General features: G+C 61.3%; 13 protein-coding genes. 7 read left to right on the top strand and 6 right to left on the bottom strand.

Translation table 11 applies throughout. The features are described 5' to 3' along the window. The first annotated feature begins 24 nt into the window (after nt 1-24). Together folE and ACVWXD_RS04415 are read left to right on the top strand one after the other, a co-directional pair. Nucleotides 25-570 (top strand): GTP cyclohydrolase I FolE, encoded by a 546-nt coding sequence (folE, locus tag ACVWXD_RS04420; protein ID WP_083357562.1) that lies wholly within the window; start codon nt 25-27, stop codon nt 568-570. Nucleotides 571-671: 101 nt separating this feature from the next. Next, complete coding sequence (locus tag ACVWXD_RS04415) at nt 672-1,043, top strand: glutathione S-transferase N-terminal domain-containing protein (protein WP_032888027.1); 372 nt, start codon at nt 672-674, stop codon at nt 1,041-1,043. 111 nt (nt 1,044-1,154) lie between these two features. Here ACVWXD_RS04415 and ACVWXD_RS04410 read toward each other — a convergent pair whose 3' ends face one another. Genes ACVWXD_RS04410 through ACVWXD_RS04400 form a run of 3 tightly spaced genes read right to left on the bottom strand, consistent with a single transcriptional unit; the run spans nt 1,155 to nt 4,091 of the window. After that, nucleotides 1,155-1,475, bottom strand: coding sequence for an AtuA-related protein (locus tag ACVWXD_RS04410; protein WP_260366361.1), 321 nt, complete (start codon nt 1,473-1,475; stop codon nt 1,155-1,157). After that, the gene (locus ACVWXD_RS04405; RefSeq protein WP_032888023.1) at nt 1,472-2,797 is read right to left on the bottom strand and encodes an acyclic terpene utilization AtuA family protein; all 1,326 of its coding nucleotides are present in this window, start codon (nt 2,795-2,797) and stop codon (nt 1,472-1,474) included. Before ACVWXD_RS04405 ends, ACVWXD_RS04410 begins: the two co-directional genes overlap by 4 nt. Nucleotide 2,798: 1 nt before the next feature. Continuing rightward, nucleotides 2,799-4,091 carry a CitMHS family transporter gene (locus ACVWXD_RS04400; RefSeq protein ID WP_122756975.1) on the bottom strand — a complete coding sequence of 431 codons (1,293 nt, stop codon included), beginning with the start codon at nt 4,089-4,091 and terminating at the stop codon, nt 2,799-2,801. 125 nt (nt 4,092-4,216) lie between these two features. Between ACVWXD_RS04400 and ACVWXD_RS04395 the strand changes: the two genes are divergently transcribed. Next, a complete protein-coding gene (locus tag ACVWXD_RS04395; RefSeq protein ID WP_122754405.1) occupies nt 4,217-5,101 on the top strand; it encodes a LysR family transcriptional regulator in 885 nt (294 codons plus the stop codon). A 99-nt stretch (nt 5,102-5,200) separates the two neighbouring features. Then, nucleotides 5,201-6,775 (top strand): isopentenyl-diphosphate Delta-isomerase, encoded by a 1,575-nt coding sequence (gene idi, locus ACVWXD_RS04390; protein ID WP_260366360.1) that lies wholly within the window; start codon nt 5,201-5,203, stop codon nt 6,773-6,775. 4 nt (nt 6,776-6,779) lie between these two features. Here the strand turns inward: idi and ACVWXD_RS04385 are convergent, their stop codons facing one another. Next, nucleotides 6,780-7,382, bottom strand: a complete 603-nt coding sequence (locus ACVWXD_RS04385; protein WP_032888018.1) for a glutathione S-transferase family protein — start codon at nt 7,380-7,382, stop codon at nt 6,780-6,782. Nucleotides 7,383-7,392: 10 nt separating this feature from the next. After that, on the bottom strand, nt 7,393-8,559 hold the full coding sequence (locus ACVWXD_RS04380; RefSeq protein WP_181643229.1) for an aminotransferase-like domain-containing protein: 1,167 nt from the start codon (nt 8,557-8,559) through the stop codon (nt 7,393-7,395). A gap of 82 nt (nt 8,560-8,641) precedes the next feature. Between ACVWXD_RS04380 and ACVWXD_RS04375 the strand changes: the two genes are divergently transcribed. The 3 genes from ACVWXD_RS04375 to ACVWXD_RS04365 all read left to right on the top strand — a co-directional run bounded on the left by ACVWXD_RS04375 (nt 8,642) and on the right by ACVWXD_RS04365 (nt 11,315). Next, entirely contained in the window at nt 8,642-9,076 is a 435-nt protein-coding gene (locus ACVWXD_RS04375; protein WP_032888098.1) for a MarR family winged helix-turn-helix transcriptional regulator, read from the top strand. A 237-nt stretch (nt 9,077-9,313) separates the two neighbouring features. Next, nucleotides 9,314-10,660, top strand: a complete 1,347-nt coding sequence (locus ACVWXD_RS04370; RefSeq protein ID WP_032888014.1) for an NCS2 family permease — start codon at nt 9,314-9,316, stop codon at nt 10,658-10,660. A gap of 13 nt (nt 10,661-10,673) precedes the next feature. Further along, nucleotides 10,674-11,315, top strand: a complete 642-nt coding sequence (locus ACVWXD_RS04365) for a LysE family translocator (protein ID WP_032888012.1) — start codon at nt 10,674-10,676, stop codon at nt 11,313-11,315. Here the strand turns inward: ACVWXD_RS04365 and ACVWXD_RS04360 are convergent. Further along, nucleotides 11,290-16,467 (bottom strand): dermonecrotic toxin domain-containing protein, encoded by a 5,178-nt coding sequence (locus ACVWXD_RS04360; protein ID WP_457370711.1) that lies wholly within the window; start codon nt 16,465-16,467, stop codon nt 11,290-11,292. The two genes, ACVWXD_RS04365 and ACVWXD_RS04360, sit on opposite strands and share 26 nt — an antisense overlap. Nucleotides 16,468-16,518: the final 51 nt, after the last annotated feature.

The following is a 16,518-nucleotide window of genomic DNA, read 5'->3' as shown; positions in this document are numbered from 1 at the left end:
TGCGAAAATCCCACAGGTAGTTTCATGTCCCTGGAACAGAATTACACCGAGATCCTCGGCCAACTCGGCGAGGACGTCTCCCGCGAGGGCCTGCTCGACACGCCAAAACGTGCCGCCAAGGCGATGCAGTACCTCTGCCGCGGTTATGAGCAGACGCTGGAAGAAGTCACCAACGGTGCCTTGTTCAGCTCCGACAACAGCGAAATGGTGCTGGTCAAGGACATCGAGTTGTACTCGCTGTGCGAACACCACCTGCTGCCGTTTATCGGCAAGGCCCACGTCGCGTACATCCCGAGTGGCAAAGTGCTGGGCCTGTCCAAGGTCGCGCGGATTGTCGACATGTATGCGCGCCGCCTGCAGATCCAGGAAAACCTCAGCCGCCAGATCGCTGATGCCGTGATGCAAGTGACCGGCGCCCTGGGCGTGGCGGTGGTGATCGAAGCTAAGCACATGTGCATGATGATGCGCGGTGTGGAGAAACAGAATTCGTCGATGATCACGTCTGTGATGCTGGGTGAGTTCCGCGAAAACGCGGCCACTCGCAGCGAGTTCCTCAGCCTGATCAAGTAATAGGCTGCGCAGAAAAAGACCGGCGTTCATCGCCGGTTTTTTTTCGCCTGCAGAATTAAGGTAAGCTGCGGCCCCTTCTTCATGGGCAAGAGGTTTCAGCCATGTTCGTCAAAGCACTTCGAGTGGGCCTCGGCCACGTCATCATCGCCGGCGACTTACTTACCCGTCCGCGCAAAAAGCAGCGCCCTGCCGAACAACAGGCGCAGGTGAACGCAGCGGCCAAGGACCTGACCCTGTATCAATTCCACGCCTGCCCGTTCTGCGTGAAGACCCGCCGTACCCTGCACCGCCTGAATGTGCCGGTGGCGCTGAAGGATGCGAAGAACAACGAGCAGGACCGCCAGACCCTGCTGGAGCAAGGCGGCAAGATCAAGGTGCCGTGCCTGCGCATCGAAGAAAACGGCCAGACCACTTGGATGTATGACTCCAAGGTAATCATCGATTACCTCGATAAGCGGTTTGCCGCGATCTGACAAACACCGCAAAACTAATGTGGGAGGGGGCTTGCCCCCGATGAGGGAGTGTCAGTCACTGGATTAGCCGGCTGACACTCCGCTATCGGGGGGGCAAGCCCCCTCCCACATTCAGTCCAGTGTTATCAATTCCAGATCCAGCAGCGCCGAGCCCAGGCACTTGCCGTGCGCATCCAGCGCCAGCGAGCGAGTCACCCCGCCACGCAGAATCCCCGGCAGCACAAAGTTCAACGCCTGCACGTTCGGCAATTCATAGCGTCGAACCGGTGCCGCACCCGACTCCAACAGCCCGGCGAAGTACGCAGCCACACGCTCGGCCGTGAGCTGCTCACGCAGCAACGGATAATCCTCGGCGCGATAGGCAATGATTGAGACGTTTGAGGTGTCGCCCTTATCCCCGGTGCGGGAATGGGCCAGCGTGTGCAGTTTCATGCTTCGATCCTCGGGCTGACCGCGTCTCGGGGCAGCAGCAACGAGGCCACCGCCACCACTTGCCGTACGCTTTTACTGGCACCGCCGCCGCCGGACGGGCCGTTGGTGTAAAGGGTTTCCACTTCATTACCGACGCGCACCGCGTCCCCTCGGTCTTCACAACGCGCCGCCACGCGCAGACGCACTTCCCAGGGCTCTACGCTGCTGCGTGGACCGTGGAGCGAGTCCATGCCAATCAGTTCGGCGCGTAGGTCTTGCATCTTCACACCCATCAGTTCCAAACGCTTGAGTACGACATCCCGCGCCAGTTGCGCCCGTGCGACTGCACCCGGGCCGCCGTAGGACATCTGCCCCTCACCGATCCAGCCGTCGAGATAACCGACGCTGACCTTCAGTTGCTCGGGTCGCGCACGGCCATTGGCCCCTTGGGCACGCACGCGATCAACCCCCTCTTCGACGAACCCCACCTGGGAAAAGTCCGCCGTCACGTCCGGCGTCAGGTACGCCGCCGGATCATGCACTTCGTAGATCAGTTGTTCGGTACACGTCGCGCGGCTGACCCGCCCGCCGGAGCCCGCAACCTTGGTGATCACGGCCTCACCGTCGGCATCGATCTCGGCCAACGGGAAACCCAGGCGCGCCAAATCGTCCACATCCTTGAAACCAGGATCGGCAAAATAACCACCGCTGACCTGCCCTGCACACTCCAGCAAATGCCCGACCAATGTGCCACGGCCCAGGCGCAGCCAATCGTCCGCCGTCCAACCGAACTCAAACATCTGCGGGGCCAGGAACAACGACGGATCTGCCACGCGCCCGGTAATCACCACGTCCGCCTCGGCGTGCAACGCATCGATAATGCCGTCGACACCCAGGTAGGCATTCGCGGAAATCAACCGCTCACCCAGTGAGCCAACGGTCTGTCCGTTATCGAGCACGTGATCGGGCTGCAACACTGACAACACGTCGTCACCCACCACAGCTACAACGTTGAGGCTCAACCCCAATTCACTGGCAATCCGCCGCACTTCAAGCGCCGCCGACACCGGGTTGGCCGCGCCCATATTGGTGATCACGCGCAAGCGACGACGCGCGGTCTGCCTTCCAACAAACGGCAACACGCGGCGCATGCGCTCACTCAGCAACGGATCGTAGCCCCCCTGTGGATCGCTGATACGGGCCTGTTGCGCCAAGGCGATGGTGCGTTCGGCCAGGCATTCGAACACGAGGTAATCCAGGTCACCGTGTTCGGCCAGTTCCACGGCAGGTTCGATACGGTCGCCGGAGTAGCCGGCGCCGGAACCGATACGCAAGGTTTTCATCTCAGATCACTCCCAGGAGCAACGCAGTCAGGGTCATCAACACTGACGCGGCAAACAGAAAAGGGATGGTAAAGCGCTGGTGATCGGCCAATTCGATCTTACACAGGCCCACCAACAGGAAGGTCGCAGGGGTCAGCGGGCTGACCGGGAAACCGGTGGTGTGCACGCCCAGCAACGAGGCTTGGGCCACTTGCAGCGGGTCGACGCCCAAGGCCTTGCCGACTTCGGCGATCACCGGCATCACGCCGAAATAGTAGGAATCGGGGTCAAACAACATGCTCAGCGGCATCGACAGAAAGCCCACGACTGCCGGGATCAGCTTTCCGTGGCCGGCCGGAATCTGCGCCACCGCCACTTCGGCAATCGCCTTGAGCATGCCGGTGCCTTGCATGATGCCGGTGAACACCCCGGCGGCGAGCAGGATGCTGGCCATGGTCAGGGCAGTTTTCGCATGGGCGTCGATGCGGGCGCGCTGGGCGTCGACATTCGGGTAGTTGATGCACAGCGCCACCACGGTGCCGAGCATGAACATCACCACCGGGTCGACCCAACCGGCAATCATCACCACCATCACCAGCACAGTGAGGATCAGGTTGACCCAGAACAGGCGCGGCCGACGCAGCTTGATGTCGTCGTCGCTAAGCACCCGTTGCGGCATCGCATCCACGCTGGAGCCAGCGCCCAGGCCCAGGCGTTTTTCTTCACGCTGGCCGAGCCACCAGGCACAGGCGAAAACAAAGATCAGGCCGACGATCTGCACCGGGATCAGCGGTTGGAACAGGTCCGCCACGGGCACATGCAACGCTGCCGAAGAGCGCAGCACCGGTCCGGTCCAGGGCAAAAAGTTGACGCCGGCGGCCATAGCGCACACACAGGCGAGGATGCGTTTGTCGATCCCCAGCCGCGTGTACAGCGGCAGCATCGCGGGCACCGTGACCAAAAACGTTACCGCGCCGGAACCGTCCAGATGCACCAGCAGGGCCAGGGTCGCGGTACCGACGACGATGCGTGTTGGACGCGTCCCGACCGTACGCAGGATGCGATCAATGATGGGGTCGAGCATGCCGGCATCGGTCATGATCCCGAAAAATAGAATCGCAAACACAAACATGCCCACCACCGGGGCGACGTTCTTGATCCCCGTAATGATGAAGGCACTGGTTTGCAGGCCGAACCCGCCGAGCAGCGCGGCGATGATCGGCAAGGCGATCAGGGCCACCAGTGGTGAGAGGCGTTTGCTCATGACGGCAGCGAGCAGGCACAGGATGGTAATGACACCCAGGGTTGCGAGCATGGGTTACTCCAGAACGGCCTTTTTGGCCGGTTATTGTTTTCCCTGGAGTATTGGAAGCGCGTTACTCTTTGTAAATTGGAATATTCACCACCGTATGTTCGGAAAAACAAAATGAAGCCGCGCCTATGAAAAATAGCATCCAGCATATTCAAGCCTTCCTCGCAGTCGCCCGTACCGGCAGCTTTACCAAGGCGGCCAATGAGCTGCATCTGTCGCCTTCGGCACTCACGGTTCAAGTTCAGCAATTGGAAGATTGGCTGGGTGTCACCCTGCTCGACCGCAGCCCGCGCCATGTCAGCATCACCGCTGCCGGCCATGAGGCGCGTGGCCCCATGGAAAAATTGCTGCTGGACCTGGACAACATTGTCACCGGCTCGCGCGACCTCGCCGCCCTGCGCCGAGGGGTGGTCACCATCGCCGCCCTGCCCTCAGTGTGCGCTGGCACTTTACCGCCGGCCTTGCGCCTGTTTCGCGAACGCTTCGCCGGCATCGAAGTACGGTTGCATGACCTGGTCGCCCACCGCATTCATGCCCAGGTGCGCGCAGGGGAAGTGGATTTTGGCATCGGCGTACGTGCACGACTCAGCCATGGACTGGATTTTCTGCCGGTGCTGAATGATCGGTTGTGTGCGTTTGTACCGCTGGATCATCCCCTCGCCCACCATCGCCAGTTGACCTTGGAGCAATTGGCAGACCAGCCGATCATCCTCACCGGGCGCGACAGCAGTGTGCGTGAGCACGTGGATGCGCTGTTTGATGAAACACGGCTGACGCTGAACGCCGGCATGGAGGCCAACTACATGTCGACGGTGCTGGCGTTGGTGCGCCAGGGGCTGGGAATCAGTGTGCTGCCGGAGTCGGCGGCGGACAGTCTGGAAGGGTTGAAACGCATCAACATCGATCATCCCGGAGTGAACAGGGAGATCGGGTTGATCAGTCGAAGCGGGATGGGGCTGAGCCCGGCGGCCCAGCGGTGTTTTGAGCTCCTGAGCCAGACACTGCCCGGCTGATGCACTATCACGGCTATGCCGTGTATTTTCCCTGCCGGCACTGGCGCGTTTCAGCAAACTGAATCGGACCCCACCGGCGCACAACACGAGATTTAAGACATGGAAGAAACACTGATACTGGTGGACGGGAACGATCGTCAAATCGGTACTGGTTTAAAGCTGCAGGTGCACCGTGAAGGGCTGCTGCACCGAGCGTTTTCCATTTTCATATTCGACCACAAAGGTCGGCTGCTCCTGCAACGGCGCGCTGCTGGCAAATATCACTCCGCGAACCTATGGACGAATACGTGCTGCGGGCATCCGCGCCCCGGCGAAGAGACTGAACACGCAGCCCATCGACGGCTCGGTGAAGAGATGGGTTTGGCCTGCCCTTTGCGTGAGGTCATGACGCTGACCTACCAGGCCCGCGTCCCAGGGAATTTGATCGAGCATGAGTTCGATCATATTTATATCGGCACGTTTGATGGCGAACCGCAGGCCAACCCAACCGAGGCCTCTGAATGGCGCTGGATAGAAATCCCGGCCTTGCAGCAGTGGGTCGACACCGCGCCCGAAGCGTTGACCGCCTGGTTCAACGCCATCCTCGCTCACCCGGCCTGTCGGCTGGAAGACTGGCGACTGCAGGCCATGATGGAAAATCCCCGCGCGCCTTTCGCGTACCAGGATGAAATCCTTCCCCAGGTATCGCGCACGTTTGCCTTGACCATTCCTCAATTGCCGGCCGAACTTCGCCCGGCAGTAGCTAATGCCTATCTGCTGTGCCGAATGGCAGACACGATAGAAGACGAACCCGGTCTCACGTCCGCTCAAAAACGCTATTACCAACGTCGGTATTTTGAGGTGATCAGTGGCCAGGGGGACGCAAAATGCCTGAGCGATGAATTGACTCAGCACCTGACGGAGCAAACCCTTGCAGCCGAGCGCGAGCTGATCAGACATATGCCTTTGATATTGGCCGTTAACGACACGCTCAATCCGGCCAAGCGAAGGGCGATCCTTGATTGCCTGAACATAATGACCACAGGGATGGCCGAGTTTCAGGACAAGGCCGGTCTACAGGGATTGGCTACACGCACGGAGTTGGACCGCTACTGCTATTACGTAGCGGGCGTTGTCGGAGAGACACTAACCGAGTTTTTCATCGACTTTGAGCCGCAACTGTCAACGCAACGCGAAACCCTGAAACACCTGGCACGTTCATTCGGCACCGGGTTGCAGTTGACCAATATTCTCAAGGATCAGTGGGAGGATCGCTCCCGGGGAGTTTGTTGGCTGCCGCAGGATCTACTGGCCGAATATCATCTGCAGCCTTGCGTTTTGCAGGCCGGAGTCCGTGATCCCAAGCATGTCCAAGTTGTAAGGCAAATGGTTGGCACCGCCAACGCTCACTTACAGCGAGCGCTGCAGTTTGCGTTGCTGATCCCAGCCAGGCATCCAGGTATTCGTCGGTTCATGGTCTGGACCATCGGCTTGGCGTTGCTGACACTGCGCAACGTCCAGGCACACCCGGAGGCCCCCTCGAAGGTATCCCGCGCAGAAGTGGCCTGGATCATGGGCCTGACGCGATTATCCCAGCGCTCTGACACAGGCCTGCGATGGCTTTACACACTCGCTGCGCGCCAATTGCCTTTCACCGCGCTGGCGCCCGAGCAGCCATCGCCCCCAAATCCATAGCCTGTCAGTCCAGCATTGCCACGTGCTTGGGATGGCTGGCCACGCGCTTCAACCAGGCCTGCACAGCCGGGTACGGCGCTAAATCAAAACCACCTTCATGGGCCACATGGGTGTAGGCATACAGCGCGATATCGGCAATCGAATACTGCTCGCCCACCAGATAGGGCGTGGTTTGCAGTTGACGCTCCATCACCCGCAATGCCTTGTAGCCGCCTTTGTGGGTGGTTTTGTATTCCTCAAGGCGATCCTCTGGCATGTTCAGGTAAAGCTGAATAAACCGCGCTACCGCAATGTAGGGCTCGTGGCTGTACTGCTCGAAGAACTGCCATTGCAACACTTGCGTGCGCAAACGCGGTTCGATCGGCAAGAACTCGCTGCCGTCGGCGAGGAAGTTGAGGATCGCGTTGGATTCCCACAAGCAAGTACCGTCTTCCAGTTCCAGCACGGGGATTTTGCCGTTGGGGTTCTTGGCCAGGAATTCGGGGGTTTCGGTGTCACCCTTGAGGATGTCCACATCCACCCATTGGTACGGGACGCCCAAGAGGTTAAGCATCAGTTTGATCTTGTAGCAGTTGCCCGACTTGTAATCGCCATAAACCTTATACATGGGGCTCCCCTTATGCCGCTTGCGCGTGCTGTGCTTGACGGACCACCGCGGCCAGGCGCTTGAGACCTTCGTCCAGGCGGGCCGGGTCGATATGGCTGAAGTTGAGTCGCAACGAGCCGAGGTGTTGGTCCGGCTCGGAAAAGAACGGTTCACCGGGCATGAACGCAACGTTCTGGCCCAGCGCTTGGGCCAATAAGGTGCGGGTATCCAGCGGCTGTTTCAAGGTCAGCCAGAAGAATAATCCGCCCTGGGGCACTTGCCAGTCGGCAAGATCGCCAAAATGGCGCTCCAGCGCGGCCTGGAATGCATCGCGGCGCTGGCGGTAAAAACTGCGCAGTTCCACCAGGTGTTGTTGGTATTTTTCGCTGCCGATCCATTGCATCGCCTGCCATTGGCCTACGCGGTTGGTGTGCAGGTCCGCCGATTGCTTGAGCTTGAGCAGGTGCGGGAACAAGTCCGGGCTGGCGATCAGGTAGCCGACCCGCAGGCCAGGCAACAATGTTTTGGACACAGTGCCGGTGTAGATCCAACTGGCCCTTTGCAGGCGACTGACGATGGGGCGCGCACTGCCGCCGTCGAAGGTCAGTTCGCGGTAAGGCTCGTCTTCGATCAGGGTCACACCGAACTCATCGAGCAACGCGGCGACCGCCTCGCGCTTGGCCTCGCTGTAGCGCACGGCCGACGGGTTCTGGAACGTGGGGATCAGGTAGATAAACGCCGGGCGATGGCGTTCGAGGCTGGCGCGCAATGCGCTGAGGTTCGGCCCGTCGGCTTCCAACTGGACAGTGAGGCATTCGGCGCCGAACAGTTGGAAGATCTGCAACGCCGCGAGGTACGTCGGGCCTTCCAGCAGAACCTGCGTGCCTTTGTCGATATACAGCTTGGCCGCCAGATCCAGGGTTTGCTGGGAGCCACTGACCACCATGACCTGGCTGGCCTCGCACGGCACGCCCAGCGCTCGCGCCTCGGCGGCCAGTAATTCACGTAAGTGTGGTTCGCCTTCGCTCATGCCGTATTGGCCGATATTTAGCGGCATGTCATCCCAGTTCAGCGCAGGCAGCATGGCTTCGGCCGGCAGGCCACCGGCGAACGACATCACTTCCGGACGCTGGGCTGCGGCGAGGATTTCACGGATCAAGGAGCTTTTAAGGCGCGTAACACGTTCGGAGAAGGCCATGGAGGTCACCGCTAGCGAAGGCTGTGGGAAATACGTCAAACTGGTTGACCGAAATTACGACAGCTTGAGCGGATACGTCAACATGCTTGACCTTAAAAACCAAAACAGCCAGCAACAGGCCATGGAAGCGTTCTTCTTCGGCTACCAGGCATTTACCGCCAAGGCTGACGAAATGCTCGAACGTCGAGGCCTGAGTCGAGTGCACCAGCGCATCGTGTTTTTTATCTCGCGCTACCCGGCCTTGAGCGTGAAAGAGCTGCTGGAGTTGCTCGGTGTGAGCAAACAGGCGCTGAACATTCCGCTGCGCCAATTGCAGGAAATGCACTTGGTCGACAGCGTCGCGTCCGAGACCGACAAGCGCAAACGCTTGCTGGAATTGACCGAGGAAGGGCTGCGTTTTGAGCAGTCATTGCGCCGTGAACAGGTGAAGCTGTTGCAACGAGCGTTCAATGAAGCCGGGGAAGAGGCTGTGAATGGATGGTTGGCGGTGAACCAGGCACTGTCTGGTCAGCCGTAACCCCTGTGGCGAACGGGCCGGTTGTGGCGAGCCCGCTTGCCTCACGAGTTGCCTTTCATCTCTTTCGCACACAAAATAGAAAACATTATTTGCTTTCTTTGTATACAAAAGCATAATTCGCTTCGTGCGAGTTCTTGACCTATTGGTCAACAAAGCCCGCCAGTACCTCAAAGCGCTGTTGCCCACTCATGTGACCGGCGCTGGAAATAACAATAAAACTCTTGAGGAGTACTCGCTGTGGATAGCCGCAAATCCGAAGCCCCGACGCTGGACCTTGCCCCCTCATCGAACGGCTGGCTGGAACGCCTGTTCAAGCTGCGCCTGCATGGCACCACAGTGAAGACCGAGCTGATCGCCGGCCTCACCACCTTCATCACCATGGCCTACATCATCTTCGTCAACCCCAACATCATGGCCGACGCCGGCATCGATCACGGCGCGGCGTTCGTTGCTACCTGCATCGCCGCCGCACTCGGTTGCCTGCTGATGGGCCTGTACGCCAACTGGCCGGTTGGGCTGGCGCCCGGCATGGGTTTGAATGCGTTTTTCACCTACACCGTGGTCGGCACTATGGGCTACACCTGGGAAACCGCGCTGGGTGCGGTGTTTATTTCCGGGGTATTGTTTATGGGCCTGACCCTCTCACGCGTGCGGGAATGGCTGCTCAACAGCATCCCGGTCAGCCTGCGCCATGCCATGGGCGCCGGGGTCGGCCTGTTTCTCGGTGTGATCGGCCTGAAAACCGCAGGCATCATCGTCGAAAGCCCGGCAACGCTGATCAAGCTCGGCTCGCTGCATGAGCCGGCGCCGCTGTTGGCGGCCGTGTGCTTCCTGCTCATCGCGATCCTCAGCTACCACCGTGTGTTCGGCGCGATTCTCATCAGCATCATCGCCGTAACCCTGGCCGGCTGGGGCTTGGGCCTGGTGCACTACAACGGCATCCTCTCCACCCCGCCGAGCCTGGCGCCGACCTGGATGGCGATGGACATCAAGGGTGTGTTCAATGTGAGCATGATCAGCGTGGTGTTCGCCTTCCTGTTTGTGCACATGTTCGACACGGCCGGCACGCTGATGGGCGTTGCGCAACGGGCCGGGCTGGTGAAGGCTGACGGCAAGATCGACAATCTGTCCCGCGCCCTCAAGGCCGACAGCGCCTCCAGCGTGTTCGGCGCCATGGTCGGTGTGCCACCGGTAACCAGCTACGTGGAAAGCGCCGCCGGGGTGGCCGCAGGTGGTCGCACCGGGCTGACTGCCGTGACCGTGGGCGTCCTCTTCGTGGCGGCGATGTTCTTCGCGCCGCTGGCCGGTATGATTCCGGCCTACGCAACCGCCGGTGCGCTGATCTACGTGGCGATGCTGATGATGGCGAGCATGGCGCACATCAATTGGGATGAGGCCACCGACAGCATTCCGGCGATCGTCACCGCGATCATGATGCCGCTGACATTTTCGGTGGCCGACGGCATCGCCTTGGGCTTTATCACCTACGTGGCGCTCAAGGCCGGCACCGGAAAATACCGCGAGATTTCCGCCAGCCTTTGGGTGCTGTGCGTGATTTTTATCGCCAAGTTCGTCTTTCTATAACAAGGAGCAAGCAATGAGTCTGGAAACCTGGCTGCTGTTCAGCGGCGCTGCGCTGGTAGTGATCCTGATCCCGGGGCCGCTGTCGTTGCTGATGATCAGCAACAGCCTCAACTACGGCCTGCGCCGCTCGTACCCGGCGTTTCTGGGCGGGGTGTTTGCCTCGATCTGTCTGCTGAGCGCTTCGGCGCTGGGCCTGGGCGCATTGCTGCTTGCGTCGGAAAAGGTGTTCAACGCGCTGAAGATCGTCGGCGCGCTGTACCTGTTCTACCTGGCGTGGCAGAGCTGGCAGCAATCGCGCCAGCCTTCCCAGGGCGCGACAGTGCCCCAGGCTGCGCCAGTGCCGCGCTTTCGCGCGCTGTTTGGCCGGGCCTTTGTGCTCGGGGCCAGCAACCCCAAGGACATCCTGTTTTTCGCCGCCTTCCTGCCGCAATTTCTCAGCAGCCAGCACGCCTTCCTCCCGCAACTGCTGATCATGATCGCCACGTGGACTCTGCTCGACCTGGCCTGCAAGCTCGCCTACGGCCTCGGCGCCCATGGCGCTGCGCGGTACCTACGCAGCGGCGCGGGCCAGAGCTGGTTCAACCGCATCAGCGCGAGCCTGTTCGGTGGTGCCGGCGTTATTTCACTGGTCAACGCTCGCGCGGGCTCACTTTGACGAAATACACCGTGGGCGGGCGATTGCCATGCCTCGGCCATTGAATGCCGGCCATCATCCGCACGAGGCGCTGTTCGCTCAGCGCCTCCCGGACCGACGCGGCCATGGCGGAAGTCCGATGTTGTTTGATGGCTTGATTGAACCATGCGTGGGTGAGCTTTGACCTGAGCAAGATGCTGCCGCGATCCAACCACTGGAAGGTGATGTAGTACAGCGCGTTTGACTGGGGGTGGGTCACCAGCCACTCGGGACTGCGGACCGTGCCGCGCTTTACACTCCACTCCTGCACCCTGAAGCCCTGCTGCTCCAGCGTCGCGCGGGTGGCTGCACCCTGGGCAATCTGCCTCTGAGCCGAATGCTGCGCGCCGCCGGCCTTGAGCACCTCGTCAAGCGCGATAGTGGGCGTGAAGTCAACGCGTGTGAAGCCCGGCGCCCGGCCTTCGAATCCGATATAGGTATAGCCGCCGTACCGTTCGGTGGGTCGCAGCATGCGCAGTAGGTCATCGGTCTGGCCAAGTTGCACGGGGCTTGGGGTTAACCAGCTGTCCAGCGTTGCGCGCACGTTAAGCAGATGGCTGGCGGTGACTGAACGGGATGAGTCCGCCAACTCGATCAGCCTTGCCACCGCAAAGGTTCGGCTGCTGCTCGTCAGCGTCGGGAACGCCCTTTCGACCGACGGCTCCAATGGCCCATCGAACAGCGGCGCATGCAGCTGCCATTCGCCCGTTGACGTACGCGACACAGGAATCGGCTGTTCATCGAGGCCGCTGCTGGTCCAGTGTTCAATATCAACGCGAGCCCTGGACACCAGCGGCTCGTTCCTGGAAATAAAGGCCATGTCGCTCAAGGGCACGTGCTCACCCTGATGCAACAACCGGTAGTAGCCAATAGCCGATTGCGTCGGCGTGTCATAGCGGCTCCCGACATAGATGGCATCGTAAGGGAATCCCGGAGGATCCATGTGTACATGAAACACGCCGTTCACCGAGGACCCGACGCCCACATCATCGGCGCCGTGCAGGCGCCAATCGAACCAATGACGGGACGCCACGCTTGAGCGGTGAATCCGTTCCCGGGTCGCAGTGGGTACCACCGGTGGTTGCCAATCCGACTGCGTGGCAGCCGCGCGCCACGGATTGAGTACTGCCGAGCTCGGGCCGGCGACCGGCGCGTCCGCCCCCAGCAGCCACTCGCCGGGTTCGTGCAGCGTCAGGATTAATTCATCCTGCCCCGCCGCGTCCTTGCTCTTCAGGCGGAAAAAACCTTCACCCTCGCGGCGGTAGACCGGGTAGTGATGCGTTCCGTCCACCACGAAATGCTCGCCGCGCTTCACGTAGACACCTTTTTCACCCGCCCCCTTCAAGGCGATCGCGCCTTGGGGCAGGCCCTGGACGCGAAAGCGTTCCAGGGGTTTGAGCGCCGTACCCGCACCGGGCAACTTGGGCACGTGCGCGACCTGGCCAAACTCCGAGAACGCTGCGCGATGCAGGCGGTGCAGACCCGTGCCTATCGAGCGCAGCCCCGGACGGGCGAGGTTCCCCGGTTTGAGTTTGGGCCCAGGGACAAAGGTCAGCAGCAGGTCAACTGCCAGGAACACCGCACCAAATGCCACCGCCACCGCGTCCCGAGGGTCGCCCTCGCGGTGATAACGCCGCGACGTCAGCAGCAATTCATACAGCTGGTTACCCAGGCCGAAGAACGGCACGGCAAGCGACAACAAGGCACGCCGACGGCTATCGCTGCGCTCCTCCAATCGCTGCTCTCGGTGTTTCTCCAAGGTCTTGCCGGAGTTGCTGATGGCCTGCGCCCGGCGCTGCTGCTCAAGCACCCGCGCCTCATACAACAGGGCGCGAGCGTCCCAGTGTGCGGTCGGCACCAGTACCAGCCAGTTCGTCTGATCACTGTCGATCTGCTCACGGATTTGTTGCTCAATCTGCTCGACAAGCGCCGTGGGTTCCAGGTGCCTGACCTTGAATGAACGCACGAACTCGGCGACGTGCCACAGCCCTTGCAACATGACGAAAGTCGGCACGAAATCCAACGGGCCGGGTAACCGTGACCCCTTGCTCGGTTTGCGGCCGTGGTGGTCGATCGCTTCGAACGCCCAACCGGGCGCGACGTGCCGGGCCAACGCCGTGACATTCGCGGGCAACGAACTCATGCCATTGAGATGCTCGCGCGCCAATTGCAGGCTGGCATATTCGCTAAGGCTGCCTGCCTGCGGCGCGGTGGGCCAATACACCACACAGGCCTGGGAAATCTGGTCATGGATGACCACGATCCCTGCGATGTAGCGATCATGCAGGAGGGTGTGGCCGGCCAGATGCACCACATAGAGCTGCACGTGATGGCCGTTTCTGCGCAGATCTTCGGGGGCGCGGGCGCCGATCGCCGTATTGAACAGACTCAGCCCCTGCTCGCTTACCCCCTGCCTGAGCGCCGAATAGCGGTCGGCGTCGATACCCGCCCCCAACGCGCGCCTCAACAGTGGCGGAACGCGCCCCTGCTCACGCGGGTCAGGCGAGTGGAACGTGCGCTGGATCAACGCCTCGTACTGGCCGCCGATGTCCAGCGAGGACACCATATTGACCAAGTAGCTGACGCTCAGGCGTTGCTTCCATGCCGGTTGCAGATAGGTGGCGTGCCGGAAGCGCCAATAGGTGGGCCGCATCTTCGGGTCCAGGTTGTGCAGCGCCAGTTGCAGCAGACTGAACTGCGTGCGCGTCGCGCTGGGAGTAAGGGCTTCGTTGCGATCGCCCACTGTGCAGGTGCTTTCCCAGCCACAAAACCTGCCATCGACCTGATCGGGCATTTCGATAAATGGCGTGTCGATGTTCAACTCCGGGTACAGGCCGTCTTCCCGCAAACGCGCGATCAGCAGGTCGCGGGCAAAAGCGTGCACATCGGGCAAGCGCTGCTGGAGGCGCTCTTCATAGGCAAATACGCTGCTCAGGTAACGACCTTGCACACGCTTGAAGCGGTTGACCTGCGCCGCCGTCGCGTCAGTCAGCCACGATGGCAGCTTTTTTTTCGCTTCTGCGGCTTTGCGGACCAGATCAACATGGTCGCGTGCTTGGATCAACGCCTGGTTGGCCGGGGCAAGCAGGTGCTCATGCAACTCGACCGCCAGCAATTGGCGGCTGAGTTGAGGGTCTTCAATTCCATTGAAAATATTCGCGCTGTGCTGCAGCAGAACATAGCTCTTGAGCAGCCTTTTGAGTGCCAGCAGCAGGGGGTTGCCGTCGATGGCGTGATAGCTCACTTTCAGCGTGCGCGCGGCAACTCGTGCGCGTAAGGCTTGACGCTGTTGTCGCTCGACGTAACCCCATAACAGCGACGTATCGCGACTGCCGAGGCTGGCCTCGACGCTGCGGGACAACTCCCCCAGGCTGGAAAACCCAGCCACACCGCCCTCGCGCCCGAGTGCACACAGCACCACCGGTTCTCGCCGCTCGGGAGCATCCAGCGCAGCCTGGCGCGTAACCGCAAACACGCTGTGCAGCGGCCAGTCATCGCCCACCCGCACGGACAGCACACGGGTAAGACTGCCCTCGCGCTTGCTGGCCAACGGTGCCTCCAATACTTCGAGCAGCAGGTCTCGATGGGGCGCGCGCAGACGCTTGAGCCGGTGCTGCAGTTGAACTTCAACGCGCAACAGGTCCTTCAGGCCGAGGATATAAGCGCTCGCGCGCTTGAGTTGGCCGCTGGGGCGTTCCCCCCAGTACGCCGCCTCGAACAGCCGCAGTTGCGCGTCCTGCACCTGTGCGGCCAGGGTGTCCTCGTGGGCCTTGAGTTGTGCTTCAAGCGCCACATATTCCAGCCAGGCCGGCGTGTCCACCACCGGGTCGCTGTGATCGAGCAGCGCCATCAGGCCCTTTTCGTAACGCTTGACCTGGCGCAGTGCCGTGTTGATCGCCAGGCTCGACGCGGTGCTGGCGAAGATGATTTCCTGGCGTCGTCGATGCTGGTCCCAGTCCAGCAGCTCACGGCGCAACCGCTCCAGCCGTGGTTTACCGACCCAGTGCCGGCGTGCCCGTTCAATGTAGGCGAGAAAGCGTGTGGCGTTCGTCACCGCAGGCTGGGGCGTGGCGGAAAACACCTGTTTGAGGTTGATCGACACAGCGCAGGCCAGTTCGTTTTCCCATTGCGCGTCCAGTACCGCCTGCGCGCTGTAGGCCAATGCATCGCCCGACAACCGTACGCCACGACCCGCGGCAGCGGTCGAGGCCGGCTCACACACCTCGTGCCGACGTCGCAGGGGCAGGCATTGCCACAGGTCGTCGAACAGCGCGCCGTTGATCAGCGCCACCAGGGCGCACTGCAATTGGTCGAACGAGGGGTACTCATAAAAGTTGCGCTGCACGCCCGGCAGATACATCACATGGGGCATGCCCATCGGGTCGCCCTCACGATAAATATGCAGGGCGCCAGGGATCGGCATCAACCGCGGCCCGGCGCCAGGCCACATCAACTCGCACGCTTGCACACTGGCCCAACGCTCGCCCGCACGCTGGCGCGCCTCCACCGTCGGCGCATCCACCAACGCCTGGACCATGACCCGCCCGGCGCTCGACAGCTCGTCCAATTGACGGGCGATGAAGGCCTGGTGGGCGAACAGTTGCTGATGCACCTGCACCCAACGCTCCTGACGCGTCAGCCAGGTGCCGGCAGCCAACCCCTGCCAATAACCGTTGTGCGCCTGGGCGAGCCGGTCAAACAGGTTGAGGGCGATCACCCGGCGCAGCGCCTCCAGGGGCGTGAACGTGAAGCGGCGGTTCGGGTCGTCCTTGTCGCTCAGGGCGGTGAACTGATTGAGGTTGATCGACACCGACGGCAACACCATCAGGCGCAAGGCGCGGTCGGTCAGGCTGTCGGTTTTCTGCGCGACGGCGGGCGGCTTGGGTTCGGTAAAGAGCAGGCGGTCCGGGTCCAGTTCGAATGCTTTGCGCAGCTCGGCACGAACCACCCGCAGCACCCGGGGCGCAGCGCTGATAAGACGGCTGAGGGTACTCGCCGCTTCGGCGCAGCCCAAGTCCGCCAGCGCGAGTCGATTGACCAGGCGACTGGGATGGAGGCTGCTGTTGATACGCAGCGTGAGCTGGGTACGCAGGGCCTGTAGCGCGTCGTCATCAGGGTCGGTAAGTGAGGTCACGGCAGTGTCTTCGTCGAGGAAAACACCTAGCCTATTGAGCAATCACGCCAA

This window comes from Pseudomonas sp. TE3911, assembly GCF_054062775.1.
Note: the sequence above shows the minus strand (reverse complement) of the source record. Positions and strands in the feature narration are given on the sequence as shown.